A 25,916-nucleotide genomic window follows, 5' to 3' on the forward strand; every position below is an offset into this window, starting at 1 on the left:
CGAGTTCGACTATTGCTGCTGCCACGCCTGTTTCGCGCTGACCGATGCGGGTTACGAGACCATCATGGTCAACTGCAACCCCGAGACCGTGTCGACCGACTACGACACCTCGGATCGCCTCTATTTCGAGCCGCTCACGCTGGAACATGTGCTCGAAATCCTGCGGGTCGAGCAGGATAACGGCACGCTGCACGGCGTGATCGTCCAGTTCGGCGGCCAGACGCCGCTGAAACTCGCGAACGCGCTGGAGGCCGAAGGCATCCCGATCCTCGGCACCACGCCCGACGCGATCGACCTCGCCGAAGACCGCGAGCGGTTCCAGGACCTGCTCAACCGTCTGGACCTGAAGCAGCCCGTCAACGGCATCGCAAGCTCGGACGAGCAAGCCTTCGAGATCGCCGGCCGCGTCGGCTATCCGCTAGTGATCCGCCCCTCCTACGTGCTGGGCGGCCGCGCGATGGAGATCGTGCGCGACCTCGACCACCTCAAGCGCTACATCAAAGAGGCCGTGGTGGTCTCGGGCGACAACCCGGTGCTGCTCGACAGCTATCTGGCGGGCGCGATCGAGGTCGACGTGGATGCGCTTTGCGACGGCGAAAGCGTCCATGTCGCTGGCATCATGCAGCATATCGAGGAAGCTGGCGTCCACTCGGGCGACTCGGCCTGCTCGCTGCCGCCCTACTCGCTGAGCCCCGAAATCGTGGCCGAGCTGAAGGTTCAGACCGAGAAGATGGCCAAGGGCCTCAACGTGGTCGGCCTGATGAACGTGCAATTCGCGATCAAGGACGGCGATATCTACGTCCTCGAGGTCAATCCGCGCGCCTCGCGCACCGTGCCCTTCGTCGCGAAAGCTACCGACTCGGCCATCGCGTCGATCGCAGCGCGTCTGATGGCGGGCGAGAAGCTTTCGGCCTTCCCGGCGCGCCCGCCCTACCCCGAAGGCGTCGGCCCCGACACGCCGCTGCCCTTCGCCGATCCGCTGACGCTGGCCGATCCGCAAACGCCGTGGTTCTCGGTCAAGGAAGCCGTGCTGCCCTTCGCCCGCTTCCCGGGCGTCGACACGCTGCTCGGCCCGGAAATGCGCTCCACCGGCGAGGTGATGGGCTGGGATCGCGACTTCCCGTCGGCCTTCTGGAAAGCCCAGCTTGGCGCGGGCACCGTGCTGCCCGAAAGCGGCCGCGTGTTCTTCTCGATCAAGGACTCGAACAAGACCGACGATCTGGCCGAAGCCGCCGCATCGCTGGTCTCGATGGGCTTCACCATCGTCGCCACCGGCGGCACCGCCGCATGGCTCGCCGAACATGGCGTGGAAAGCGAGAAGGTTCTGAAGGTCTATGAGGGCCGCCCGAACATCGTCGACCGGCTGAAGAATGACGAGATCGACCTCGTCTTCAACACCACCGACGGCAGCCAGGCGATCTCGGACAGCCGCGACATCCGCGCGGTCGCGCTCTATGACAAGATCCCCTACTTCACCACCGCCGCCGCCTCCATCGCCGCCGTCTCGGCGATCAAGAGCCGCAAAGAGGGCGAAGTGAGCGTGCGTTCGCTGCAATAAGCGATCGCACCGGGTTCAAGACAAAGGCCGCACGGAGCGATCCGCGCGGCCTTTTCATATTCCCTGAGGGCGCTGCGCCCGGGTCACGCCCGCTGTGCCCGCCGCGCGAGCCAGCTTTGCCACGCGGCCGGAGAGCCCGCGAAGGCGTTCATGTCCACGTTCCCCGGCACGCCCGGCACGACACCCGTGCCGCTATACTGCCAGAAGCTCCAATCGGCGCCGGGGTAGCGTTCCATCGGGTGCGCGGTGACCGAGCGCAGCCACATTTCATAGCCGGAGAAGCGCGACAGATCGTTGTCACGCCAGAAATCGATCGTCGTGTAGATCACCGGGCGCGTGCCGTAATGACGCGTCAGGGCCGCGAGGAAACGGTGCATCTCGGCGCGGGTGACATGGGCCGCAGGACGACGCTGGCAGGTACGCGAGGTGTGGTTCCACTCGATATCCAGCACGGGCGGCAGATCGCCCCGGCGGCGCGGCACGTTGCGGATATACCAATCGGCCTGCTCTTCGGGGGAGCGGCAGAAGTAATAGAAGTGATAGGCCCCGACCGGCACGCCCGCCGCCCGCGCGCGGGTCGCGTTGATGTGGAAACCCGGATCGGAGTGATCGCCCCCTTCGGTCGCCTTGAGCCACGCGAAGGACACCCCCGCCGCGCGCGCCCGGCGCCAGTCGATCTCGCCCTGATAGCGCGCCGCGTCGATCCCGTGCACCGGCAACCGCGCCGGCGCCAGACCTTCCCAATCATGCGGGTCGGTATCGCCGAAGCGCGCGGGAATGCCGCTCGCCCGGTAGTTCGAGGCCGACAACACTGCCGGACGCATCAATTTGGCCTGCTTGCCACTTGGCGCGCCGCCGCAGCCCGCCAAGGCCAAGGCTGCGCCCGAGACGAAGAACCTGCGTGAAATCCCCATGCTCACTCCCCCGTGATTTTTTCCCAGCCTCTCATGCAAACGCCCGCCTGTCATCGCTGACAGGCGGGCGTCTTTTGACATCGGCGAGGCTTCGCCTAAGAGGGGTCGCTCAGCTCCGGGGGCCGAAATCGGCCTTGGTCAGCACGCCATCACCGTTGCGATCGCGCATCGCGAACCACTGATCGGTGCCACCCACAAATTCCGCGCGCGAGATCACCCCGTCGCCATTCGCATCGAAGGCCCGCAGCCCCTCGGCGGTCGGGATATCGTGGCCCGCGCGCATCGCGTTGCGGCCCTGACCCTGTCGCTTGCCGGGCCCCTGCCCCATGCCCTCGGGCATCTGATGCCCCGGACCTTTGCCAGCCTCGCGCTCCATTTCCTTATGCTCGTCGATCATCGCGATTTCCGCGACGGAGTAAGTGTCATCCTCGTTCGCGTCGAACATCGTGAAAATGTCGCCGCGCCGCTCACGGGCTTCGGACAGCGTGACGCCGCCATCGCCATCGAGATCCCATTGCAGGAGGAATTCCTGCCCCGGCACCGGGGCGGTTTGCGCGAACCCCGGAGCGGCACCGAGCAGCAGTGCAGCGGCAAACGGGGCGGCGAGAGAAGCGATGCGTTTCATCTGTCTGTCCTTCATTAGATTTGTCGTGAATGAAACGAAACGGCCCGCGCCTTTCCGGCGCGGGCCTGACAACATGTCGCAGAGCGGGGCAGCTCAGCCTTTCGCGGCGGCCAGCTCATCCCAGCAGCCCAGCGCGTGACCGGCATACATCACCCCCGGGCCACCGCCCATCTGGATCGCCATGGCGAGCACGTCGCCCAGTTCCTCGCGCGTGCCGCCCGCCTTCATCAGCGCCTCGACATGGAACATGATGCAGGGCTCGCAACGCAGCACGACCGCCATACCGAGCGCGATGAATTCCTTGGTCTTCACATCGAGCGGCCCGTTCTCCTTCACGGCTTTCGACAGCACACCGAAACCGCCGACAGCGTCGGGTATCGTCTTGTTCATCACGCGTAGCTCGTTGCGCATCTCGTCGATTTTCGCCTTGTAGCTCATCGCAGGTCTCCTTCGCATTTCGTCCCTCGCGGCGTGACACGGGGCGCGGGCGAAATCCTTGACCTGCGTCAAGCCAAAAGAATGGCGCTGCGTGATGTGACCAAAGTTGAGGGGGCTCCGCCCCCGGCGCGAGACGCGCGCCTCCCCCGGGATATTTTCACCAAGGCGAAGACCGCAGAGTTTCCCCCTTCGCCTTGGCGCAAATATCCCGGGGGGTGAATTCGCGCAGCGAAAAGGGGGGCAGCGCCCCCCTTCTCCGGTCTCAATCAATCGAGGCTCAGCCGTCGACGCGGATTCGCGCGTTGCTCGGATCGTGCGGGCTGTCCTCGGTCACTTCCGCCGGGTAATCGGCGCCGAGGATACGCACGCTCAGCTTGGTGCCCGGCTCGGCCAGATCGGGGCCCACATAGCCCATTCCGATCTGCTTGCCGAAGGCCACCGACCAGCCGCCCGACGTCAGACGCCCGACGCGCTCGCCATCCTTTTTGATGACTTCCTTGCCCCAGGGATCGGCATCGTCCGGCCCATCGATCAGAAGCGTCACGCATTTCGAGCGGATGCCGGTGTCGAGCATCGCCTGCTTGCCGGTGAACTCCTTCTCGAGGTCGATGAAGCGGTCGAGACCGGCTTCCTGCGGGGTCGCGTCGCGGCCCAGCTCGTTGCCGAAGGCGCGATAGCTCTTCTCCTGACGCAGCCAGTTCTGCGCGCGCGCGCCCACCAACTTCATCCCGTGCTTCTCGCCCGCCTCGACCAGCAGGTCCCAGAGGTAGCGGCCGAATTCGACCGGGTGATGCAGTTCCCAGCCCAGCTCGCCCGTATAGGCCACGCGCACGGCGCGGACCGGGCACATGCCCAACTCGATATTGCGCATCGAGAGCCACGGGAAGCGCTTGTTCGACAGCACCGTCTCCGGATAGGCGTCCTTGACCACCTCCTGCAGAATCTTGCGCGCATTGGGGCCCGCCAGCGCGAAGACGCCCCATTGGGTCGTCACGTCGTGGCAATCGACATAGTCGCCGCCCGCCGCGCGGAAATCCTCGATCGATTTACGATGGAAGTCGCCGTCGTAATCGGTCCAGGCGCCCGCCGAGATCAGGTAGTATTCGTCCTCGGCCAGACGCACGATCGTATATTCGGTGCGGGTCGTGCCGGCTTCGGTCAGCGCGTAGGTCAGGTTGATCCGGCCCACTTTCGGCAGCTTGTTGCAGGTGAAGGCATCGAGGAAGGCGGTCGCGCCGGGGCCACGCACCATATGTTTGGTGAAGGCGGAGGCGTCGATCAGACCGGCGGTGTCGCGCAGCGCCTCGGCCTCGGCCTTGGCATATTGCCACCATTCGCCGCGCCGGAACGATCGGCTGTCATGATCGAAGCTCGAGGGCGCATCCTTGGGGCCGTAATAGTTCGGGCGTTCCCAGCCGTTGGTCTGGCCCATCTGCGCGCCTGCCGCGACCTGGCGATCATAGGCGGGGGCGGTGCGCAGCGGACGGCAGGCTTCGCGCTCTTCATCGGGGTGGTGCAGGATGAAGACGTGCTCGTAAGCCTCTTCGTTCTTGCGCGCCGCGTATTCGGTGGTCATCCAGCTGCCGTAGCGCTTGGGATCGAGGCTCGCCATGTCGATCTCGGCTTCGCCCTCGACCATCATCTGCGCGAGGTAATAGCCGGTGCCGCCTGCGGCGGTGATGCCGAAGGAGAAGCCTTCCGCCAGCCACATGTTGCGCAGCCCCGGCGCGGGGCCGACTAGCGGGTTGCCGTCGGGCGTGTAGCAGATCGGGCCGTTGAAATCGTCCTTCAGGCCGACTTCTTCCGAGGTCGGCAGGCGATGGATCATCGACATGTATTCTTCTTCGATACGCTCCAGATCGAGCTGGAACAGATCGGCGCGGAAGGTCTCCGGCACGTCATAGAGGAAGCGCGCGGGCGCGTTGCGCTCGTAGGGGCCGAGAATCCAGCCGCCGCGTTCCTCGCGGACATACCATTTCGCATCGGCATCGCGCAGCACCGGGTGCTCCGGGTTGCCCTCGGCACGCCATTTCACCAGCGCCGGGTCGGCGTCGGTGACGATGAACTGGTGTTCGACCGGGATCGCGGGGATCTTGATGCCCAGCAGGCGTGCGGTGCGCTGTGCGTGGTTGCCGGTGCAGGTCACGACATGCTCGGCGCGGATCTCGATCTCTTCGCCGGAGCCGACGAGGTTGCCGCCCTTCTCGACCATCTTCTCAAGCGTCACGACCCATTCCGAGCCGGTCCAGCGATAGGCGTTGACCTGCAGCTTGCGCGCGATCTCGGCGCCGTGCTGGCGCGCGCCTTTGGCCATCGCCTGCGTCACGTCGGCGGGGTTGATATAGCCGTCCTGCGGGTGGAACAGCGCGCCCTTGAGGTCTTCGGTGTTCAGAAGCGGCCAGCGCTCCTTCATCTGCGCGGGCGTCAGAAACTCGTGATAGACATCCGCGGTCTCGGCGACGGAGGAATAAAGCTTGTATTCGTCCATCCGCTCTTGCGTCTGCGCCATGCGCAGGTTGCCCACGATCGCGAAGCCCGCATTCAGCCCGGTCTCGGCTTCCAGCGTCTTGTAGAAATCGACCGAGTATTTGTGGATGTGGGTCGTCGCGTAGCTCATGTTGAACAGCGGCAGCAGACCCGCCGCGTGCCAAGTCGAGCCCGAGGTCAGCTCGTCGCGCTCGATCAGCAGCGTGTCCCAGCCCGCCTTGGCAAGATGGTAGGCGACACCGCACCCGACTGCGCCGCCACCGACGACCAAAGCTTTCACATGGGATTTCATCGCGGGGCCTCCTTGCCGATACGGACGTAGGGGCAGATTGACCCTCATAATCGCAAACGCAATCCGATCCGGGCGACATTCGCGCGACAAAAACGACAAAAGCGCACGCGCGGCGCTTCGGGGGCGCGGCGCCTGCCCGGCGGGACCCGATTATGAAAGCTCAAGCCCCATTGGACGCGCGCAAACCCCGCGATGACGCTTCCGTGAGGCGAGTCGCGAATCCGTGTTTTGTTCCCGCGAATTGCAAAAATTTTTCCCCCATTTGCACAGGAACTGTGCGCGGTTTCACCAGTTTTGAGACCATCAGAGGCCGGGGAAACCGGAAACCGGGACCGACGCGCCTCACTTAAAACGAAAGGGAGACGAGATATGAAAAAGCTCATCACCACTACCGCCATCGGCCTGATGCTTGCCCTGCCCGCACATGCCGAAGACAAAGCAAATGCAAACGCGACGGCTGAAGCCAACGCGAACGCTTCGGCCAACATGTCGGGCGACATGTTCATGAAGTCGATTCCGGATTCCTTCAACGCCTCGGGCCTCATGGGCAAGCGCGTTTACATCTCGAAGGACAAGGTCGACGCGAAGACCGCGATCAACGAAGCGCAGGATAGCTGGGATGACGTTGGCGAAGTCAGCGACGTCGTGATCGGCACCAACGGCGAAGTCGATGCCGTGCTCGTCGACGTGGGTGGTTTCCTCGGCATTGGCGAGAAAACCGTCGCGATCTCGATGGATTCGCTCAACCTGATCCCCGACGGCGACACCGATAATTCCTATTTCGTCGTCGCTCAGGGCAGCAAGGACCAGCTGGACCAAGCGCCGAAATATGACGCCGAAATGCAGACTGCGTTCAGCGCGGACGCCAATGGCGACATGAACGGCAACGGCGAAGACATGCAGAACGCCGATGCGTCGCAGAAGATGGATGAGGCTGGCGACAACGCCGAAGCCGCTGCCACCGCGACCGCCGCTGCTGCAGGCGCCGCTGCGAACGAAGCTGCCGACAAGACCGCTCAGGCTGCCGACAACGCAGGCGAAGCGATGGACAACGCCGCCGAGAACACTGCCGACGCTGCTCAGAACGCCGCGCAGGAAACCGAGCAGGCGATGAACAACGCTGGCGACAAGACCGAAGAGATGGCGAAAGACGCCGCTCAGAACACCAAGGAAGCTGCAAACGCGACTGGCCAAGCCGTCGAGAACGCGGCTGACAACGCTGGCGAAGCGACCAAGGAAGCCGCGAACGAGACCGGCAACGCGATCGACGACGCTGTCGACAGCACTGCCGCTGCCGTGGGCACCATGGGTCAAGCTGACCAGGAAGACGGCCAGAAAGTCGATATCGCTTCGGTCGCTCCCGACACGCTGCGTGGTGAAGGCGTCTATGGCCCGAACGACGACAAGGTCGGCGACGTGTCCGAGCTGGTTCAGGGCAATGACGGTAAAGTCTCGGGCGTCGTGATCGACGTGGGTGGCTTCCTCGGCATTGGCGCCAAGCCGGTCGAAATCAAGGCGAGCGAGCTGACCGTTCTGCAGAACGACACCTCGATCACCGTGCATACCGGTTTGACCGAAGAGCAACTGAAGAAGCTTCCGAAATACGAAGCGAAGTAATCTTCGGATGATGTGACGGAGAGCCGGGGGCAGCCCCTGCTCCCAGCGAAGGCCCCGGGCGTGTCCCGGGGCCTTTCGTCATTGCTGGCCCGACTCAACCGAAGCCCAAATGAAAAGGCCCCGGATCTCACCGGGGCCTCAAAACAGTTTCGCGCGGATCAGGTCATCGACGGCACGACCAGATCCGGCGGGCGGTGCCCGTCGGCGAAGGTCTTGATGTTGACCAGAACTTTCTCGCCCATCTCGACGCGCCCCTCGACGGTGGCCGAGCCCATATGCGGCAGCAGCACCACGTTCGACAGCTCGCGCAGCCGCGGATTGACCTCCGCGCCATGCTCGAACACGTCGAGCCCGGCCCCGGCCAGCTCGCCCGCGCGCAGCGCCCGGGTCAGCGCGTTCTCGTCGATCACCTCGCCCCGCGACGTGTTCACGATCACCGCCTCTGGCTTGAGCATCTTCAGCCGCCGCGCATTGAGCAGATGGAAGGTCGAGGGCGTATGCGGACAGTTCACCGAAATCACGTCCATCCGGCTCACCATCTGGTCGAGACTGTCCCAGTAGGTCGCCTCCAGCTCGGCCTCGATGTCGGGGTGAACCTTGGTGCGGTTGTGATAGTGGATCTGCATCCCGAAAGCCTTGGCGCGCCGCGCCACTGCCTGACCGATCCGGCCCATGCCGAGAATGCCCAGCCGCTTGCCGCCGATGCGATGGCCCATGAAAGCGGTGGGCGCCCAGCCCTCCCAATTGCCCGCCTGCATATGCGCGAGTCCCTCGGGAATGCGCCGCGTCACCGCGAGCATCAGCGCGATGGTCATATCCGCCGTATCGTCGGTGACGACGCCCGGCGTGTTCGACACCAGAACCCCGCGCTGACGCGCCGAGGAAACGTCAATGTGATCGACCCCGGCCCCGTAATTCGCGATCAGTTTCAGACGCTCGCCGGCCTGCGAGATCATCGACGCGTCGATCCGATCCGTCACGCAAGGCACGAGGACGTCGGCACGTTTCATCGCTTCGACCAGCTCCTCCCGGCTCATCTTGCGATCGTCGTGATTGAGCTCGACCTCGAACAATTCCTTCATCCGGGTCTCGACGACCTCGGGCAGGCGTCGCGTCACGACAACACTCAGGCGCGGTGCAGGCATCTCGGTCCTCTCCTCTCTTCCATCGCGGGGCGGTTGGATGCAAACTGCCCCTCAACGCGGGCAGGCACAAGGCCCGGCAAGAGCAGTAATGGCCGAAATCGACATGGGAGCGCAATTTTATTGCGCGCCGGATGTTGCAGACCCGCGGATCAGCCAGCGGGCGGGCCGGGATATGAGGCGGACGATGACGGGCAGCAAAATCCTCGCGGCGGTATCCTCAATTGCGATTCTGGTCGGCGCAATCTGGAGCGTGTCGGGCAATGCCTCGGGCGCGCAGTCGAAATCGAACGCCCCCGCCGCTCAGCCCGCTGCAACCAGCCAGACCACCAAGCCGCAAGCGAAGCCTGTGGCCAAGCCCGCCCCCAACGGCCCCGACGTGCAACTGGCGAAACCCCAGCGCCGCGGCCCGGTCACCCACCTGCCGATCCCGCGCTATGTCTCGCTCAAAGGCTCCAAGGGCAATGTGCGTCGCGGACCCTCGCTCTCGCACCGGATCGACTGGGTCTTCACCCATCCCGGCATGCCGCTGAAAGTCACCGCCGAATTCGGCCATTGGCGGCGGGTCGAGGATAACGAAGGTCAGGGCGGCTGGATTCACTACACGCTGATTTCGGGCGTGCGCAATGTGATCGTCATGCAGGACATGGTGTCGCTCCACGCCCGTCCCGACCCGAAATCCGCAGTCACCGCCAAGGCACAGGCCGGCGCGATCGCGGGCCTCGGCGCCTGCACCCATGATTGGTGCGAAATCGAAGGCTCGGGCGCGGATGGCTGGCTGCCGAAAACCGAAATCTGGGGTGTCGACCCCGACGAGACCCGTGACTGAGACGCTCACCTGCGCTAGAGCATCGGCGCAAAGGTAGAGACGGCGGCGATGGCCTATAGCGAAAACGAACACCGGATGAACACCTCGGCGGGTCTGGCCTCGGTCGGCACCGCAGCACTGCTCGTGGCGATCAAGGCCTGGGCGCTGTGGCAGACCGGCGCGCTCTCGGTCGGCGCCTCGCTCGCCGACAGCGCGGTGGACCTGTTGATCTCGGGCGCGGGGCTGCTCGCGATTCTCTATGCCGCGAAACCCGCAGATGACGATCACGCCTTCGGGCATAGCTCGGCCGAAGACCTCGCAGCCCTCGGTCAGGCGCTGATCGTACTGGGCGCGGGCATCACGATCGGCATCACCGGCGTTCAGCGCCTGCTGGCCCCGACCCCGCCCCCGCTTGCCGCCGAAGGTGTTGGGATCGCGGTCATGGTCGCCTCCGCAGGGATCACCTTCGGCCTGATCTGGTGGCAGGGCCGCGTGGCGCGCAAGACCGGCAACAAGGTCGTCGCCGCCGACCGGCTGCACTATGTGGGCGATCTGCTGCCGACGCTGGGCGCGATCCTCGCGCTCTGGCTCTCGCATGCCTTCGGCTGGGGCGACGTGGACAGCATCGTCGCCCTGATCGCCGCCGCGATCATGCTAGCCGGCGCGGCGAAGATCTTCATTGGCGCATGGCACGCGCTGATGGACCGCGCGGCCCCTGACGACGTGATCGAAGGCATCGCCAAGATCGCCCGCGACTGGCCCGGCGTGCGCGGCTTCCACGATCTCAAGACCCGCACCGCAGGGGCACAGATCTTCGTGAACCTGCATATCGAACTCGATGGCGACCAAACGCTGGAAGAGGCCCATGACATCGGCGCCGCGCTCAAACGCGCCATCGTCGAAGCCTATCCGCAGGCCGACGTCATCATCCACAAGGATGTCTATCGGGGCTGAGCGCGACAGGGGGCTCTGCCCCCGCGGCTTACGCCGCCCCCCGGGATATTTCGAGCAGTTGGAAGGCAGATTGTCCTGCTTCCAACTGCCTTAAATATCCCCGCCGGAGGCTCCGGCATCACCACCCGCTCAGGCGGCCGGATCAAGCAGCCCGCGGCCCTTCAGCAGAGGCTCCACCCCCGGCATCTTGCCCCGGAACTCGGTATAAAGCTCCTCCGGCGGCCGCGAATTGCCCGCCGACAGCACGAAGCGTTCGAGTTTCGCCGCCGTTTCCGGATCGAACACGTCGCCTGCCTCCTCGAAGGCTTCGAACGCATCGGCATCCATCACCTCGGACCACATGTAGCTGTAATAGCCCGACGAATAGCCGTCGCCCGAGAAGACATGGGCGAAATGCGGCGTCGCGTGGCGCATCCGGATCGCATGCGGCATGCCGATCTCCCGCAGCACCTCGGCCTGTTTCGCCATCGGATCTTCCGGCGCCGCGCCCTCGTGGAAGGCCAGATCGACCAGCGCCGAACCGAGATATTCCACCGTCGAGAAGCCCTGATCGAAGGTGGCGGCCCCTTTCAGCTTCTCGCGCAACTCCATCGGCATCGGCTCGCCGGTCTTGTAATGGCGCGCGTGCTTTTCCAGCGTCTCGGGCACGTCGAGCCAATGCTCGTAAAGCTGGCTCGGCAGTTCCACGAAATCGCGCGCGACCGAGGTGCCCGACAGGAACTGATAGGTCACATTCGACAGCATCTGGTGCAGCGCATGGCCGAATTCATGGAACAGCGTGCGCGCGTCGTCATGGCTCAGAAGCGCCGGATCGCCCTTGGCGAAATTGCACACGTTCACCACGATCGGCACCGGCGCGCCGCCCAGCTTGCGCTGCGAGCGCATCGCCGAGCACCACGCGCCCGAGCGTTTCGAGCCGCGCGCGAAATAATCGCCTAGGAAGATGGCCAAAACTTCGCCGCCGCGCGACACTTCCCAGCCGCGCACGTCGGGGTGGTAGAACGGCCCGTCGATCTCCTTGAACTCGAGCCCGAACAGGCGGTTCGCCGTGTCGAAGGCCGCGCCGATCATCGCGTCGAGCGAGAGATAGGGTTTGATCTGCCCCTCGTCGAAATCATGCTCTGCCACGCGACGCTTCTCGGCATAGTAGCGCCAGTCCCACGGCTCCAGATCGCCGTTGATCCCGTCGGCATGCATCATCTCGGCCAGCTTCGCGGCATCCGCCTCAGCGGCGGCCTTCGCAGGCTCCCAGACGCGCATGAGAAGGCCGCGCACGGCCTCGGGCGTCTTGGCCATTTCGGGCTCCAGCTTGTAGGCGGCGAAGCTCTCGTACCCCAGAAGCTTCGCACGCTCCTCGCGCAGCTTCAGCACCTCGGCGGCGATCTCGCAATTGTCGGTCTCGCCGCCATTCGCCCCGCGCGACGTCCAGGCCTCATAGGCGGCACGCCGCAATTCGCGATTGGGCGAGAATTGCAGGAAAGGCACGATCAGCGAGCGCGAGAGCGTCAGCACCGGGCCGTCCTGCCCGCGCTCCTTGCCTGCCGCGCGGGCGGTGTCCACGACGAAATCGGGCAGCCCTTCGAGGTCTTCCTCGGCCAGCGGGCGGAACCAACCGCTCTCGTCGGCCAGCAGGTTCTGACTGAACTGCGTGGTGATCGAGGCGAAGCGCTGCTTGATCTCACGCATCCGCTCGGCCGCATCCCCTTCCAGCGCCGCGCCGGAACGGGTGAACATCTGGTAATACTGCTCCAGAAGCCGCGCCTGCTCGGCGTTCAGCCCGAGGCTCTCGCGGCTCAGCCACAGCTGGTCGATCCGCCCGAACAGCGCGGTGTTCATCGTGATCTCGGAGGAAAACGCGGCGAGCTTCGGGGCCAGATCGCGCATCAACTCCTGCCGCGCAGGCGTCGCATCGGCACCGGCGAGGTTGTAGAACACGCCCGCGACCTTCTCGAGCGCCTCTTCCGCCAGCTCCATCGCCTCGATCGTATTGGCGAATGTCGGGGCGTCGGCGCTATCTGCGATCGCCGCGATATTGGCACGCGCCTCGGTCAGCGCCGCGTCGAACGCAGGCGCAAAATCGGCGTCGGAAATCTCAGTGAAGGGCGGCAGTTTGTAGGGGCCGGTCCAGTCGGTGAGAAGCGGGTTGGTCATGGCGGGTCTCCTTTGCATCGCAAGCTAGGGCGCGTTCTCAGGATTGACCATCCCCCGCGCCGCGCCCTTCGCCGCAAACCGCGCAATCGGCGCGCCGCTTCACGCCGAACTGACGGCTCTCGCCCCAAAGCGCATCATAGATCATCAGCCGCCCGCGCGCGGATTGCCCAGCGCCGGTGATCTCCTTGATCGCCTCGGTCGCCATCATCGAGCCCACCACGCCCGGCAGCGCGCCCACCACACCCGCCTCGGCACAGCTCGGCGCGAGCCCGGCGGCAGGCGCTTCGGGGAAGACGCAGGCATAGCAGGGCGCATTCTTCGCCGGATCGTAGAGCGACAGCTGCCCTTCCCATTGCGTGATCGCGCCGGAAATCAACGGCGTGCCGGTCGCCACGCAGGCCGCATTCACCAGATAGCGCGTGTCGAAATTGTCGGTCCCGTCGAGGACGAGGTCATATTCGGCGACCAGCCCCTCGGCATCCTCGGCGCTCAGGCGACGGTTATAGGGCAGCACCTCGATATGCGGGTTGAGCGCCAGCATCGCCTTTTGCGCGGAAAAGACCTTGGGCATCCCGAGATCGGCATCACGATGGATCACCTGCCGCTGCAGGTTGGAATTCGAGACGACATCGTCATCCACGACGCCGATCCGCCCCACCCCGGCCGCGGCGAGATACAAAAGCGCAGGCGAACCGAGCCCCCCGGCCCCGACCACCAGAACCTTAGCCTGCTTGAGGCGCTTCTGCCCCGGCCCGCCGATCTCGCGCAGCATGATGTGGCGCGCATAGCGATCCAGTTCGGCCTCGGAAAAGCTGCCCGGTTTGGGCGCGGGCGCCTCAGCCTCCTTCGCCTCGGCCTTCGCCCGGATCGCCCCGAGCATTCGGCGATAGATCATGACCAGCGCGACAACCACACCCAAGCCGATCCAGCCCGCAAGCGAACCGCCCAGAACGCGCCCAAGCGGACCAAACCCGGGGATGGGCAGATGCGCGATCACCAGCGCCGCCCAGATCAGCACGAGCATCCCGAAGATCGCACGCGCCGAAGCCTTGAGCACCAGGCCGAGCCCCACGATCGCCGCCATCAGAACCAGTCCGAGCATGCCTCAGCCCTTGCCGGTCGAGCCGAACCCGCCCGCGCCGCGTGCGGTGTCGCCCAAAGCGTCCGTGACCTCGAAGCGCGCCTGCACCACCGGGGCGACGATCGCCTGCGCGATGCGGGCACCATGCTCGATCAGGTAGGGCTCGGTGCCAAGATTGATCAGCAGCACACCCAGCGGCCCGCGATAATCGGCGTCGATCGTGCCGGGCGTGTTGGGCAGGCTGATCCCGTGCTTCAGCGCCAGCCCCGAGCGCGGCCGGATCTGCATCTCGAACCCTTCGGGTATCTCGACGCGCAGGCCCGTCGGAATGATGGCACGCTGCATCGGGGCAAGCGTGATGCCGCCCTCGCGATCCCCGGCGGCGAGATTGGCGCGCAGATCCGCCCCGGCGGCGCCGTGGGTCTCATAGCGCGGCAGGGCGATCTCGGGATCGGCCCAATCCTCGCGTAGAACCTTGATGATCGGTGTGCTCACGTGTCTCTCTCCTGCCCGATGTCGCGCGGGCGTCAAATGCGGATGCCTCCGGCGGGGATATTTGGACCAAGCCGAAAGAGGTGCGCTTCGTTTCGGCTTGGCATAAATATCCCCCGCGGAGCGTCCCTCAGGCGCCAGCCGCGCCCAAGCTTTCTGCGATGCGCGCAGCCAACCGCCGCGCGACCTCTTGCTTGCCCATCCGGTCCCAGCTTTCCGCGCCGGTCTCGTCGATGATCGTCACCGCGTTCTCGGTTCCGCCCATGATCCCGGTCGCGGGGCTCACGTCATTGGCGACGATCCAGTCGCAGCCCTTGCGGGCGCGTTTATCGGCCGCAAACCGCGCGACATCGTGGGTCTCGGCGGCGAAGCCCACCACGAGCCCCGGGCGACCTTCGCCCATCTTCGAGACCATGGCGAGGATGTCGGGATTCTCGGCGAATTCGAGCGCGGGCGGCGCGCCGGTGCCGTCCTTCTTCATCTTCCGCTCGGCCGCGTTCGCCACGCGCCAATCGGCCACGGCGGCAGCGAAAATCGCCGCTTCGGCAGGCAGCGCGGTCTGCACCGCGTCCAGCATCTCGCGCGCGGTCTCGACCTTGATCACCCGCACGCCCGCAGGCGGCGCGACCGTCGCGGGGCCGGTGACGAAGGTGACAGTCGCACCGAGGTCCCGCAGCGCCGCGGCAATCGCCGTGCCCTGCGCGCCCGAGGAGCGGTTCGCAACATAGCGCACCGGGTCAATCGGCTCATGGGTGGGCCCCGACGTCACGAGGATATGGCGGCCTTTCAGCGGACCGTCCGACAGTGCGGTATCGATCGCGGCGAGGATCGCCTCGGGTTCGATCATCCGGCCCTCGCCGAACTCACCGCAGGCCATGTCGCCCTCGGTCGGGCCTGCAAAGATCACGCCATCGGATTTGAGCGTCGCGATATTGCGCTGCGTTGCGGGGTGCTCCCACATCCGCACATTCATCGCGGGCGCGATCAGCACGCGTTTGTCGGTCGCAAGCAGCAGGGTCGAGGCGAGATCATTGGCCAGACCGTGCGCCATCTTCGCCATCAGATCGGCGGTGGCGGCCACGACGACCACCAGATCGGCGGCGCGCGACAGCTGAATATGCCCGATCTCGGCTTCATGCGTCAGATCGAAGAGGTCGGAATGAACCGCCTCGCCCGCGAGCGAGGAGACGGTCAGCGGCGTCACGAACTCGGCCCCGGCCTTGGTCAGGACCGGGCTAACCGAGGCCCCCGCCCCGCGCAGCAGACGGATCAGCTCGGGCGCCTTGAAGGCTGCGATACCGCCGCCGATGATCAACAGGATGCGTTTGCCCGCAAGCATTTGCCTCTCCGTGAAACTCTCTCAGATGGTCTAAGCGCCGGGGCGCATTGGCGCAAGGATCACTTGAACGCAGCGCAGGGATCGGCGCGCTCGGTCGGCGGCGTGATGATCCAGTCGTCAAAGGGCTGCGTGCCGGTATCGGTGCCCGGCTCCGCCTCGATCTGACCGATCGCCACAACCTTCGCCTGCGGGTCCGCCTTGCGCAGAAGCGCGGGCACGGCGAGGTCGGTCTTCGCATGACCTGACCCGGTGATGACCGCGACCGGACCGCCGGTCTCCTTCAGCGCCTCAAGCGCGACCCGCGCAAACGCTGCATCGCGGAAGCGTTGCGCCGCGACCATGCCGGGCAGCAGATCGGGCGGCAATGCGTTGCAGTGATCCTCCTGCGACTCCGCTTCCAGCTTGGCCTGCAGGTCTTCCGGATAGGCTTTGTCGAGCCCGTAGCGCGCCGCATTCGGCCCGAACACCTCCGGCAGCGGTTTGGTCATCGCGGCGCGTACGGTGTCGCGCGGCTGCGCGGCGCCATAGACCTTCGCATCGCCCAAAGCGGCGAAAATCGGATAATAGATCGCGAAATCGGGCCAGCCCGAATTGTCCCAGTCCAGCGCTTTTGCGAGCGCGCCCTCATCCCTCAAAAGCGCCGGCGTGATCTTCGCCGCCTGCTCGGGCGTCAATTGCTCGAACACCACGGCGGCGGGCTTCAGCGCCTTGATCGCGCGCGCCTGATTGAGGTGATGGGTCGGGTTGTCGTGGATCTCTCCCAGAACGACAATATCGCCCGACAGCGTATCCAGCTGGGCGGGCGATATTTCGGCGCCAAAGGCGGGACCGGTCAGAGACAGCAGGCAGAGCGCGGCAAGAAACTTCTTCATACGAAGAAGCTTTGCACCTCGCCCTGATGGGTTTCAAGCGATTTGCGCATCTTGCCGAAAGCCTGCGCTTCGAGCTGACGAATACGCTCTTTCGAAAGCCCCAACTCTTCACCGAGGCTTTCCAAAGTGCGCGGATCTTCGATCAGACGACGCTCGCGGACGATATAGGCTTCGCGGTCGGTCAGACGGCCCATCGCCTCGCCCAGCCAGACTTTCATCGTCTGACCGTCATGGCTGTCGGCCACGGTTTCCTCGGGGCTCGCGCCGTCATCTTCCAGCGTATCGACCCATTCGCGGCCTTCGTCTTCACTGGACTGCGTTGCGTTAAGCGAGAAGTCGGAGCCGGACAGGCGACCTTCCATCATCTCGACATCTGCGAGCGGCACACCGATCACTTCGGCCACGCGCTGACGCAGCTGCATCGCATCGAGCTGCTCACCCTCTTGCTGCGCTTCGCGGGTCAGCTGGGCCTGAACGCGGCGCATGTTGAAGAACAGGGCCTTCTGCGAGGAGGTCGAGCCGGTGCGCACCATCGACCAGTTGCGCATCACGAATTCCTGGATCGAGGCTTTTATCCACCACACCGCATAGGTCGAGAACCGCACGCCGCGTTCCGGGTCGAACTTGTCAGCGGCTTTCATCAGACCAAGTGAAGCTTCCTGGATCAGATCGTTCATGGGCGCGCCGTAGCGGCGGAACTTCGAAGCCATCGAGATCGCGAGGCGCATATAGGCCGTCACAAGCCGGTGCAACGCCTGTTCGTCCCGATTGTCGCGCCACGCTCGCGCCAGTTCCGCTTCGGTTTCTGCATCCAGGAACTCTGCCCGCATTGCTTGGCGTGGCAGGGTTTCATCGGTCATACCATCGAGTGCCATTTACAATCTCCCTGGGGTGTCCAGCCCAAACCGGCGCAACCTTGAATTGGGTGGCTGCTTTGCCCACCCAATGCGAATGACATGTTTTGGTTCCTCACGGAAATGTTGAATTTTGCCTGAAACTTTGTGCGCGTGGCGCACTTGACGACGTTTTCAAGCGAAAAATGGAAGAAATTCATGCCGCTACGGGAAGGCCATCACTCCTTCTTGAGCACCGCATATCATAAGCGTGCTCACGGACACTTGAGCGGCTGTAACGCAACATGTTGATCTTGTGCGCGAAACTGAAGCGATGGCTGTGCAGATATGCAGGAATTGCACCTTTATCCCTCTATTTGCGCTGATGTTTCGAGCGGCGCGTCCGTCTCCGAGTCGAGGGGCGGAAGACGCGGTTCCTGTCCCTGCACCCGTTAACCATTCCTAAACCACGGCTGCGCTACCCCTCGGGGAAGAGGCGCAGGAGAGCCGATGGTCAGCCAGAGCTACACGGTCGCGTTCGAGGGGGTGGAGGCCCGCCTCGTGGAGGTGCAATGCGCGCTCTCCGAAGGCATGCCCGGCTTCGCGGTCGTAGGCCTGCCCGACAAGGCTGTGTCCGAGGCGCGCGAACGGGTGCGCGCGGCGCTCGGCGCGCTGGGGATCGCACTGCCGATGCAGAAGATCACCGTGAACCTCTCGCCTGCAGACCTGCCGAAAGAGGGCTCTCATTTCGACCTGCCGATCGCACTGGCGCTGCTGGGCGCGATCGGGGTCGTGCCCAGCGACCGGATCGAGGCGCTGGTCGCCGTGGGGGAGCTGTCGCTCGACGGACGGCTCCTGCCGGTCGCCGGCGCCCTGCCCGCTGCGATGGCGGCAGCCGCGCAGGACAAGGGGCTGATCTGCCCGAAGGGCTCGGGCGCAGAGGCGGCCTGGGTCGGCGCGGCCGAGGTGACGGCGCCGGAGACGCTCGGCGCCGCGATCGATCATCTCAGCGGTCGCCTGCCGCTGGAGCCCGCCCGTCCGGGTCTCGTTCGCGACACGCCGCATCCGCGCGACCTGCGCGATGTGAAGGGTCAGGAACGAGCCAAACGCGCGCTGGAGATCGCCGCTGCCGGCCGCCACCACCTGATGATGATCGGCACGCCCGGCTCTGGCAAATCCATGCTGGCCGCGCGCCTTCCCTCGATCCTGCCCGAGATGCGACCCGAGGAGATGCTGGAAACCTCGATGATCCAGTCGCTGTCGGGGCTGCTGGCCGAGGGCGGCATCTCGCGCACGCGCCCCTTTCGCGAACCGCATCACACCGCTTCGATGGCCGCGATGATCGGCGGCGGGCGTGGCGCCCGCCCCGGCGAGGTCAGCCTCGCCCATAATGGCGTGCTGTTCATGGACGAGTTCCCCGAATTCCCCCGCGCCGTGCTGGAGACCCTGCGCCAGCCGATCGAGACCGGCGAAGTTGTCGTCTCGCGCGCCAACGCCCATACCCGCTATCCCTGCCGCTTCCTGCTGATCGCGGCGGCGAATCCGTGCAAATGCGGATATCTCGGCGATGCAGAACGCGCCTGCGCCCGCGCGCCCGGTTGCGGCGACGACTATCTGGGGCGGATTTCAGGACCTCTGATGGATCGGTTCGACCTGCGCATCGAGGTGCCCCCGGTGCGCTACGCTGATCTCGATCTGCCAGCCTCCGGCGACAGCTCCGCCGAAGTCGCGGCCCGCGTCGCGGAAGCGCGCGAGCGACAGGCCCAGCGCTTCGCGGATCACCCCGCGATCCGCATCAATGCCGAAGCCGAAGGGCAGTTGCTGGAAGACATCGCGACGCCGGATGCGCAGGGGCGCGATCTGCTGGCCCGGATGGCGGAGCGGGTCGGACTGTCGGCGCGCGGCTACCACCGGGTTCTGCGGGTTGCGCGCACCATCGCCGATCTCGACCATGCCGAGCACGTGCGCCAGCCCCATATCGCCGAGGCGTTGAGCTATCGGCTCAGCGCCGTGGCAGGTTGAGCATCCGGCGCGCCGCCGCCGCCGCATCCTCCAGTGCCGCGCGCGCCTCGGGCACCCGACCGTCGAAGAATTGCCAGACATGCGGCGCGTCGGGCCAGCTTTGCACCGTGACATCCGCGTCGAAACTGCGCAGCCGGTCTGCCATGCGCAGCGCATCGTCGCTCAGAATCTCCCCCATCGAATGCTGGATCAGCACCGGAGGCGGATCGGGGAACTCCGCGAAAAGCGGCGAAAAGCGCGGATCACTCGCGTCATGCCCGCGCAGCACCATCTCGCAGGTATCGCCAAGCCGCTCCACAGGCAGCATCGCGTCTTTCGCGGCATTGACGCGGAGGCTCTCGCCCGAACAGGTCAGGTCCGTCCATGGGCAGAAGGCAATCGCCCCGGCAGGCGGCGTGCCGCGCTGGCACAGCACGCTCAGAAGCGCCAGTGTCAGACCGCCGCCCGCGCTGTCGCCCGCGATCACGATCGCGCTCGGGTCGTACCCCATTTCCACCAGCGCATCGAAAGCTGCGGTCGCATCCTCGAGTGCCGCACCGACCGGCGCCTCGGGCGCGAGGCGGTAATCCGGCACGACCACCTCGAGACCGCTCAGCTTCGCCAAACGCCCCGCGAGCCCGCGATACATCCAAGGAGAACCGGTGACGTAACCGCCGCCATGAAGGTAGAGAATGATGCGCCCGACCGAGGACCGCCCCGCGCGCAGCGACAGCGCATTGCGCCCGGCCAGCTTGGTCGGCAGACGGCAAAGCCCGGTCGGCTCGCGCACGACCCAACTGGCTAATCTCTCCGTCGCGCGCCGCGTTTGCGCAGCCCCGTGGAACCGTCGCACCATCGGTTTCGCGATGCTGCGCAGCCAAAGATTGAGAAAGACCAGCCGGATCGACATATCAGCTCCGTTTCGCTTCGATCGCCTCCCAGATGCGGGCGGTGATATTCACGCCGTCGAACCGCTCAAGCTCCTGAATGCCCGTCGGCGAGGTGACGTTAATCTCGGTCAACCAGTCGCCGATCACGTCGATACCAACGAAGATCTGCCCCTTCTCACGCAGATACGGGCCGATCCGCTCGCAGATTTCGCGGTCGCGCGCGGTCAGCTCGACTTTCTCGGGCCGTCCGCCGACATGCATGTTGGACCGCGTCTCGCCCGCCGCCGGCACCCGGTTGATCGCGCCCACCGGCTCGCCATCGACGAGAATGATCCGCTTGTCGCCCTTCGAGACGGCAGGCAGGAATTTCTGCGCGATCAGAGGCTCGTTGTTGATGCCGATGAACAGCTCGTGCAGCGACGACAGGTTGCGATCGTTCGGATCGAGCCGGAAGACCCCCGCCCCGCCATTACCGTAAAGCGGCTTGAGAATGATATCCCCATGCTCCGCCTTGAAGGCCCGAATGGCCTCCAGATCGCGCGCGATCAAGGTCGGCGGCGTCAGGTCAGGGAAATCCAGAACGAGAAGCTTCTCGGGCGAGTTCCGGACCCAGAACGGATCGTTGACGACCAGCGTCTCGGGATGGATCCGCTCCAGCAGATGGGTCGTCGTGATATAGCCCATATCGAAGGGCGGGTCCTGCCGCAGCCAAACCACATCCCAGTCGCCCAGATCGATCTCGGTCTCTTCGCCCAGCGTGAAGTGGTTGCCCTTCTCACGCCGCACCACCAGAGGCCAGCCACGTGCATAGACGTGCCCCTCGCGGTAGATCAGTCGATCCGGCGTGTAGTAGAATAGCTCGTGCCCACGCGCCTGCGCCTCTTCGGCGATCCGAAACGTGCTGTCAGCCTCGATATTGACCGCTTCGATCGGATCCATCTGGATCGCAACTTTCAATCCCATCCGCGCCCCCTCATTAGACTGCAATCTTGATGCAATGTGGCGCGTCCGGATGCAACCTCAACCCACGGGCCGGTCACATTCCGAAATAGGCGTTCTCCAGCACCTTGATCTCCCCGACCTCATTGACCAGGGCGAGATCGAACCGGACCTTGCGATTGCAGTTTGCCGGAGCGGGATGTCGCATCAGATATTCTTCGACCGAAATGCATATACGGCGCATCTGGCGCTGCGAGAGGCGTTCCGCGGCGCGGGCATGGCTGCGCGATTTCTTCACCTCGACGAAGATCAGGGTATCGCCATCGCGCGCGATCAGATCGATCTCGCCGCCATACTTGCCCCGCCAGCGATGTTCCGAGACCGCGCGCCCTGCCCGTTCGTAATGCAGCATCACTTGCTCTTCGGCGGCGAGACCGGAATGATATGACAGCGATCCACTCATCTCTTTTTCTCCATGGCCAGAGCGGCCTGATAGACCTTGCGCCGCGGCAACCCGGTCGCCCCTGCGACGGCGTCGACCGCGTCGCGAAGCGACTCGCGCGCCAATGCCGCTTCGAGGCGCTCTTCCAGTTGGGCGTCGTCGATTTCGACTGCATGCGGCCTGTCGACCACGACGACGATTTCGCCCTTGACCGGCGACTCAGCCACGCTTTCCGCAAGCTCTTCCAGCGTTCCCCGGCGGACCTCTTCGAAGCGTTTCGTCAACTCCCGGCACAGCGCCGCTTGTCTCTCTTTTCCCAGACTATGGGCCGCGTCAGCTAACATTTCCCTAACGCGTTTGGGGCTTTCATAGAAAACCAGCGTCGCCGGAATTTCCTTGAACTCCGCGAGCCAGTTGCGCCGCGCGCCTTTGCTGTTCGGGGCAAACCCCGCGAAGAGGAAGCGATCCGTTGGCAGGCCCGACAGGGTCAGCGCCGCCAGCACCGCCGAGGGGCCCGGCGCGCTATAGAGCGGCAGCCCGGCTTCGATCACTGCGCGGCCAAGCTGATAGCCGGGATCCGCGACCAGTGGCGTGCCCGCCTCGGAGGCGTAGACCACCGATTTCCCCGCCTCCAGGGCTGCGAGGATTTTCGGGCGCATCGCGGCGCCGTTATGGTCGTGATAGGCGAGCACCTGACGCCCGTTCAACGGCACGCCGTGAATCTCCATCAGGTGCCGCAGGCTGCGCGTATCCTCGGCCGCCAGAACGTCGGCTGCGCGCAGCATGTCGAGGGCGCGCAAGGTGATGTCGCGGGCGGCTCCGATGGGTGTGGCAATGAAATGCAGCCCCGGGCTTAACGGCGCCGGAACACTCCTGGTTCCCTTATTTTCCGCGTTTGCATCAGATACAACACCCTCGCCCATCGCCCGCCTCATCACTTGTGTGGAACGTTTACTTCACGCCTGCTTGTGCGTAGTCTCGACCGCGTCATTTCCTCGCGGTTCGCAGGCGTTGCTTCAGTGCCCGGACCGGACGCCAACGCCCAAAAGGACGTAACATGTTTAATCTCATTCGTAACCCCCGCGCCCTCGCCGCGCGAATCGCAGCCCTTCTCGCGCTGGTCTGGCTTGCGGCCTGTCAGCCGGGGCCGATGGGCAATTCCGGCCAGAAGATCGACACCAGCGCACCGGTCAAGGTGGCACTTCTGGTTCCGGCCGGGTCCGGCAACGCTGGCGACGAGACGCTCGCGCGGGCGCTGCAGAATGCGGCAAATCTCGCGATTCAGGATCTGCAAGGCGCACGGATCGACCTGCAGGTCTACAACACCGCCGGCAATCCGCAGCAAGCGGCCGCGATGGCCACCAAGGCCGCCGACGAGGGCGCCAAGATCATCCTCGGCCCGGTCTATGCGCAATCGGCGAATGCCGCAGGTCTTGCGGTCGCCTCGCGCAACATCAACGTGCTTGCGTTTTCGAACAACACCAACGTCGCGGGCGGCAACGTCTTCGTGCTCGGCCCGACCTTCCAGAACACCGCCAACCGCCTCGTGAGCTTCGCGACACGTCAGGGCAAGAAGCGGATCATGGTCGTGCATGAGCAGACCACTGCGGGCGAGATCGGCGCACAGGCGATCCAGACCGCGGTCGCACGGTCGGGCGCTTCGCTCGCAGGCGTGGCCGCCTACCCGTTCTCGCAGCAGGGCGTGGTCGATGCGACGCCGCAGATCGCAAGCCGCGTGAAGTCCGGTGACGTCGATGCGCTGTTCCTGACGGCCGATACCGCAGGCGCGCTGCCGCTGCTCACGCAGCTGATGGGCGAGCAGGGTGTGACCCCGCAGATGACGCAATATATCGGCCTGACCCGCTGGGACATTCCGCCGGCGACGCTGTCGCTGCCGGGCACTCAGGGCGGCTGGTTCGCCGAGCCCGATCCGGCGCTGCAACAGCAGTTCGTGTCGCGCTACAGCGCTGCTTACGGCCAAGCGCCCCACCCGATCGCAGGCCTCGCCTATGACGGGATCGCGGCAATCGGCGCGCTGGTGAAGTCCGGCAATCCGAGCGCGCTGACCAAGCAGGGCCTGACCCAGCGTTCGGGCTTCGTGGGCGTCAACGGCGTCTTCCGCTTCCTGCCCGACGGCACCAACGAACGGGCGCTCGCCGTGGCGCAGGTCCGCAACGGCCAGGCGGTCGTGATCGACCCGGCGCCGCGCAACTTCGGCGGCTTCGGGTTCTGACCCGGACCGCCTTCAAACGAAAGGGCCCGTCAAGGGACAAGACTGCGCAGTGACCAGCATGACAGACCCCGCCCCGGCATCGACCGGGGCGCCCCTCCTTCTAAATCAACAGCGTTTGTTCGAGGCGCTCGACGCAGCGACCTCTGACATGCGCGACCCGAAGGACATCCGGGCCGCGACGGTGACCTTCCTCTCCGAGGAACGCCGCGCCGCCGCCGCCGCGATCGAGGCCGATTTCGAGACCCATCCGCGCGCCGCGCGCGACACGGTCGAAGCCTATGCCCAGATGACCGACGGCATCGTCCGCTCGGTGCTGCGCATCGCGACGCAGCGTTTGCACCCCAGCGGCATCCGTACCGAGGCGGAGCGTTTCGCGGTTCTCGCCGTGGGCGGCTATGGCCGGGCCGAGATGGCGCCGCATTCCGATGTCGATCTGCTGTTTCTCACCCCCTACAAGGTCACCCCCTGGGCCGAGAGCGTCATCGAGTCGATGCTCTACATGCTCTGGGATCTGAAGCTGAAGGTGGGGCATTCGTCCCGCACGCTCGACGACTGCATCCGGCTCGGGCGCGAGGACATCACGATCCGCACCGCCCTTCTCGAACATCGCTGCGTGGGCGGCGACGAGAAGCTGGCCGAGGCGCTGTCGCTCCGGCTTCGTCACGATCTCTTCGAGGGCAGCGAGGCCGAGTTCATCGAGGCCAAGCTGGAGGAACGCTCGCAGCGCCACCGCCGTCAGGGCGGGCAGCGCTACGTGCTCGAACCCAATGTGAAAGAGGGCAAGGGGGGCTTGCGCGACCTGCAGACCCTCTACTGGATCGGCAAATATATCCATCACGTGGGCCGCGCCCGCGAATTGATGAAGATCGGCGCCTTCTCCCCCGAGGAATACGAGACCTTCCACGAGGCCGAGAATTACCTCTGGGCGGTGCGCTGCCACCTGCATCTGATCTCGGGCCGGGCTTCGGATCAGCTGACCTTCGACATGCAGGTCGAAGTGGCCGAGCGCATGGGCTATCGCGATCTGGCGGGCCGCCGCGCGGTCGAGGTCTTCATGCAGGATTACTTCCGCCACGCGACCGCCGTGGGCGACGTGACCCGCATCTTCCTGACCAAGCTCGAAGCGCAGCACGTGAAAAGCGCGCCGATGCTGCAGCGGATTTTCCGCAGGCGGCGCAAACTGAAAGCCCCCTATTGCGAAGAGAACGGCCGCATAAATGTCGCCGACGAGAAGGCGTTCCTCTCCGATCCGGTGAACCTGCTGCGGCTGTTCGAGGAAGGGCTGCGCTCGGGGATGCTGATCCACCCCGACGCGATGCGGCTCGTCTCGGCCAATCTCGACCTGATCGACGACAAGGTGCGCAACAACCGCGAGGCGCAGCGCATCTTCCTCGATCTGCTGCTCAAGCACGGCAACCCGGAACGCGCGCTGCGGCGGATGAACGAGCTGGGCGTGCTGGCCGCTTTCATCCCGGAATTCGAGCCGATCGTCGCGATGATGCAGTTCAACATGTATCACAGCTACACGGTGGACGAGCACACGATTCAAGTCGTCTCGACGCTGGCGCAGATCGAGCGCGGCGAACTGGTCGAGGATCTGCCGCTGTCGTCGCACATCCTCGAAGAAGGCATCAATCGCAAGGTCCTCTATGTCGCGCTGCTGGTGCATGACATCGGCAAGGGACGGCCCGAGGATCACTCGATCCTCGGCGCGAAGATCGCCCGCAAGGTCGCGCCGCGGCTGGGGCTGAACCAAGAGGATTCCGAGACCGTCGAATGGCTGGTGCGCCATCACCTGCTGATGTCCG

The 25,916-nt window shown here is 65.2% G+C and carries 22 protein-coding genes; 7 read left to right on the forward strand and 15 right to left on the reverse strand.

Annotated elements, in window-relative coordinates; translation table 11 throughout:
- On the forward strand, window positions 1–1,558 hold a 1,558-nt coding region (gene carB, locus B3D39_RS18105; protein WP_286789937.1), incomplete at its 5' end, for a carbamoyl-phosphate synthase large subunit.
- An 83-nt stretch (window positions 1,559–1,641) separates the two neighbouring features.
- Here the strand turns inward: carB and B3D39_RS18110 are convergent.
- The 4 genes from B3D39_RS18110 to B3D39_RS18125 form a co-directional block, all read right to left on the reverse strand.
- Window positions 1,642–2,472, reverse strand: coding sequence for a GH25 family lysozyme (locus B3D39_RS18110; protein ID WP_078520490.1), 831 nt, complete (start codon window positions 2,470–2,472; stop codon window positions 1,642–1,644).
- 109 nt (window positions 2,473–2,581) lie between these two features.
- Window positions 2,582–3,097 (reverse strand): calcium-binding protein, encoded by a 516-nt coding sequence (locus B3D39_RS18115; protein WP_274961815.1) that lies wholly within the window; start codon window positions 3,095–3,097, stop codon window positions 2,582–2,584.
- A 93-nt stretch (window positions 3,098–3,190) separates the two neighbouring features.
- On the reverse strand, window positions 3,191–3,535 hold the full coding sequence (locus tag B3D39_RS18120) for a carboxymuconolactone decarboxylase family protein (RefSeq protein ID WP_078520492.1): 345 nt from the start codon (window positions 3,533–3,535) through the stop codon (window positions 3,191–3,193).
- Window positions 3,536–3,812: 277 nt separating this feature from the next.
- Window positions 3,813–6,314 (reverse strand): GcvT family protein, encoded by a 2,502-nt coding sequence (locus B3D39_RS18125; protein ID WP_286789938.1) that lies wholly within the window; start codon window positions 6,312–6,314, stop codon window positions 3,813–3,815.
- 369 nt (window positions 6,315–6,683) lie between these two features.
- Between B3D39_RS18125 and B3D39_RS18130 the strand changes: the two genes are divergently transcribed.
- On the forward strand, window positions 6,684–7,931 hold the full coding sequence (locus tag B3D39_RS18130; RefSeq protein WP_078604718.1) for a PRC-barrel domain-containing protein: 1,248 nt from the start codon (window positions 6,684–6,686) through the stop codon (window positions 7,929–7,931).
- A gap of 158 nt (window positions 7,932–8,089) precedes the next feature.
- Here the strand turns inward: B3D39_RS18130 and B3D39_RS18135 are convergent, their stop codons facing one another.
- Entirely contained in the window at window positions 8,090–9,076 is a 987-nt protein-coding gene (locus B3D39_RS18135; protein WP_078548458.1) for a 2-hydroxyacid dehydrogenase, read from the reverse strand.
- A gap of 184 nt (window positions 9,077–9,260) precedes the next feature.
- On the opposite strand from B3D39_RS18135, the gene B3D39_RS18140 reads away from it, so the two are divergent.
- Both B3D39_RS18140 and B3D39_RS18145 read left to right on the forward strand, forming a co-directional pair.
- Window positions 9,261–9,902, forward strand: coding sequence for an SH3 domain-containing protein (locus tag B3D39_RS18140; protein WP_083076181.1), 642 nt, complete (start codon window positions 9,261–9,263; stop codon window positions 9,900–9,902).
- Between the two features lie 48 nt (window positions 9,903–9,950).
- On the forward strand, window positions 9,951–10,835 hold the full coding sequence (locus B3D39_RS18145; protein ID WP_274961817.1) for a cation diffusion facilitator family transporter: 885 nt from the start codon (window positions 9,951–9,953) through the stop codon (window positions 10,833–10,835).
- A gap of 129 nt (window positions 10,836–10,964) precedes the next feature.
- Here B3D39_RS18145 and B3D39_RS18150 read toward each other — a convergent pair whose 3' ends face one another.
- The 6 genes from B3D39_RS18150 to B3D39_RS18175 all read right to left on the reverse strand — a co-directional run bounded on the left by B3D39_RS18150 (window position 10,965) and on the right by B3D39_RS18175 (window position 17,645).
- Window positions 10,965–12,986, reverse strand: a complete 2,022-nt coding sequence (locus tag B3D39_RS18150; protein WP_274961818.1) for a M3 family metallopeptidase — start codon at window positions 12,984–12,986, stop codon at window positions 10,965–10,967.
- A gap of 37 nt (window positions 12,987–13,023) precedes the next feature.
- Window positions 13,024–14,088 carry a HesA/MoeB/ThiF family protein gene (locus B3D39_RS18155; RefSeq protein WP_274961819.1) on the reverse strand — a complete coding sequence of 355 codons (1,065 nt, stop codon included), beginning with the start codon at window positions 14,086–14,088 and terminating at the stop codon, window positions 13,024–13,026.
- 3 nt (window positions 14,089–14,091) lie between these two features.
- Window positions 14,092–14,562 (reverse strand): dUTP diphosphatase, encoded by a 471-nt coding sequence (gene dut / locus B3D39_RS18160; RefSeq protein WP_274961820.1) that lies wholly within the window; start codon window positions 14,560–14,562, stop codon window positions 14,092–14,094.
- 127 nt (window positions 14,563–14,689) lie between these two features.
- The gene (coaBC, locus tag B3D39_RS18165; protein WP_274961821.1) at window positions 14,690–15,898 is read right to left on the reverse strand and encodes a bifunctional phosphopantothenoylcysteine decarboxylase/phosphopantothenate--cysteine ligase CoaBC; all 1,209 of its coding nucleotides are present in this window, start codon (window positions 15,896–15,898) and stop codon (window positions 14,690–14,692) included.
- Between the two features lie 59 nt (window positions 15,899–15,957).
- Window positions 15,958–16,770, reverse strand: coding sequence for a ChaN family lipoprotein (locus tag B3D39_RS18170; protein ID WP_274961822.1), 813 nt, complete (start codon window positions 16,768–16,770; stop codon window positions 15,958–15,960).
- Complete coding sequence (locus B3D39_RS18175) at window positions 16,767–17,645, reverse strand: RNA polymerase factor sigma-32 (protein ID WP_152843676.1); 879 nt, start codon at window positions 17,643–17,645, stop codon at window positions 16,767–16,769. The genes B3D39_RS18170 and B3D39_RS18175 overlap by 4 nt, the downstream gene beginning before the upstream one ends.
- A 468-nt stretch (window positions 17,646–18,113) precedes the next feature.
- Here B3D39_RS18175 and B3D39_RS18180 point away from each other — a divergent pair, with 468 nt between their 5' ends.
- On the forward strand, window positions 18,114–19,625 hold the full coding sequence (locus B3D39_RS18180; protein ID WP_274961823.1) for a YifB family Mg chelatase-like AAA ATPase: 1,512 nt from the start codon (window positions 18,114–18,116) through the stop codon (window positions 19,623–19,625).
- On the opposite strand, the gene B3D39_RS18185 is transcribed toward B3D39_RS18180, so the two are convergent.
- The 4 genes from B3D39_RS18185 to rsmI all read right to left on the reverse strand — a co-directional run bounded on the left by B3D39_RS18185 (window position 19,606) and on the right by rsmI (window position 22,798).
- The gene (locus B3D39_RS18185; RefSeq protein ID WP_274961824.1) at window positions 19,606–20,514 is read right to left on the reverse strand and encodes an alpha/beta hydrolase; all 909 of its coding nucleotides are present in this window, start codon (window positions 20,512–20,514) and stop codon (window positions 19,606–19,608) included. The two genes, B3D39_RS18180 and B3D39_RS18185, sit on opposite strands and share 20 nt — an antisense overlap.
- A 1-nt stretch (window position 20,515) precedes the next feature.
- Window positions 20,516–21,457, reverse strand: a complete 942-nt coding sequence (gshB, locus tag B3D39_RS18190; protein ID WP_078604727.1) for a glutathione synthase — start codon at window positions 21,455–21,457, stop codon at window positions 20,516–20,518.
- A 73-nt stretch (window positions 21,458–21,530) separates the two neighbouring features.
- Window positions 21,531–21,896 (reverse strand): YraN family protein, encoded by a 366-nt coding sequence (locus B3D39_RS18195; RefSeq protein ID WP_274961825.1) that lies wholly within the window; start codon window positions 21,894–21,896, stop codon window positions 21,531–21,533.
- Complete coding sequence (rsmI, locus tag B3D39_RS18200; protein ID WP_414718033.1) at window positions 21,893–22,798, reverse strand: 16S rRNA (cytidine(1402)-2'-O)-methyltransferase; 906 nt, start codon at window positions 22,796–22,798, stop codon at window positions 21,893–21,895. The genes B3D39_RS18195 and rsmI overlap by 4 nt, the downstream gene beginning before the upstream one ends.
- Window positions 22,799–22,932: 134 nt before the next feature.
- Here rsmI and B3D39_RS18205 point away from each other — a divergent pair, with 134 nt between their 5' ends.
- Both B3D39_RS18205 and glnD read left to right on the forward strand, forming a co-directional pair.
- Window positions 22,933–24,108, forward strand: coding sequence for a penicillin-binding protein activator (locus tag B3D39_RS18205; RefSeq protein WP_274961826.1), 1,176 nt, complete (start codon window positions 22,933–22,935; stop codon window positions 24,106–24,108).
- Window positions 24,109–24,166: 58 nt separating this feature from the next.
- The coding region (gene glnD, locus B3D39_RS18210) for a [protein-PII] uridylyltransferase (protein ID WP_414718034.1) at window positions 24,167–25,916 on the forward strand (1,750 nt) is incomplete at its 3' end.

This window comes from Thioclava sp. UBA3469, from assembly GCF_002378135.1.
Classification (GTDB): Bacteria; Pseudomonadota; Alphaproteobacteria; order Rhodobacterales; family Rhodobacteraceae; genus Thioclava; species Thioclava sediminum.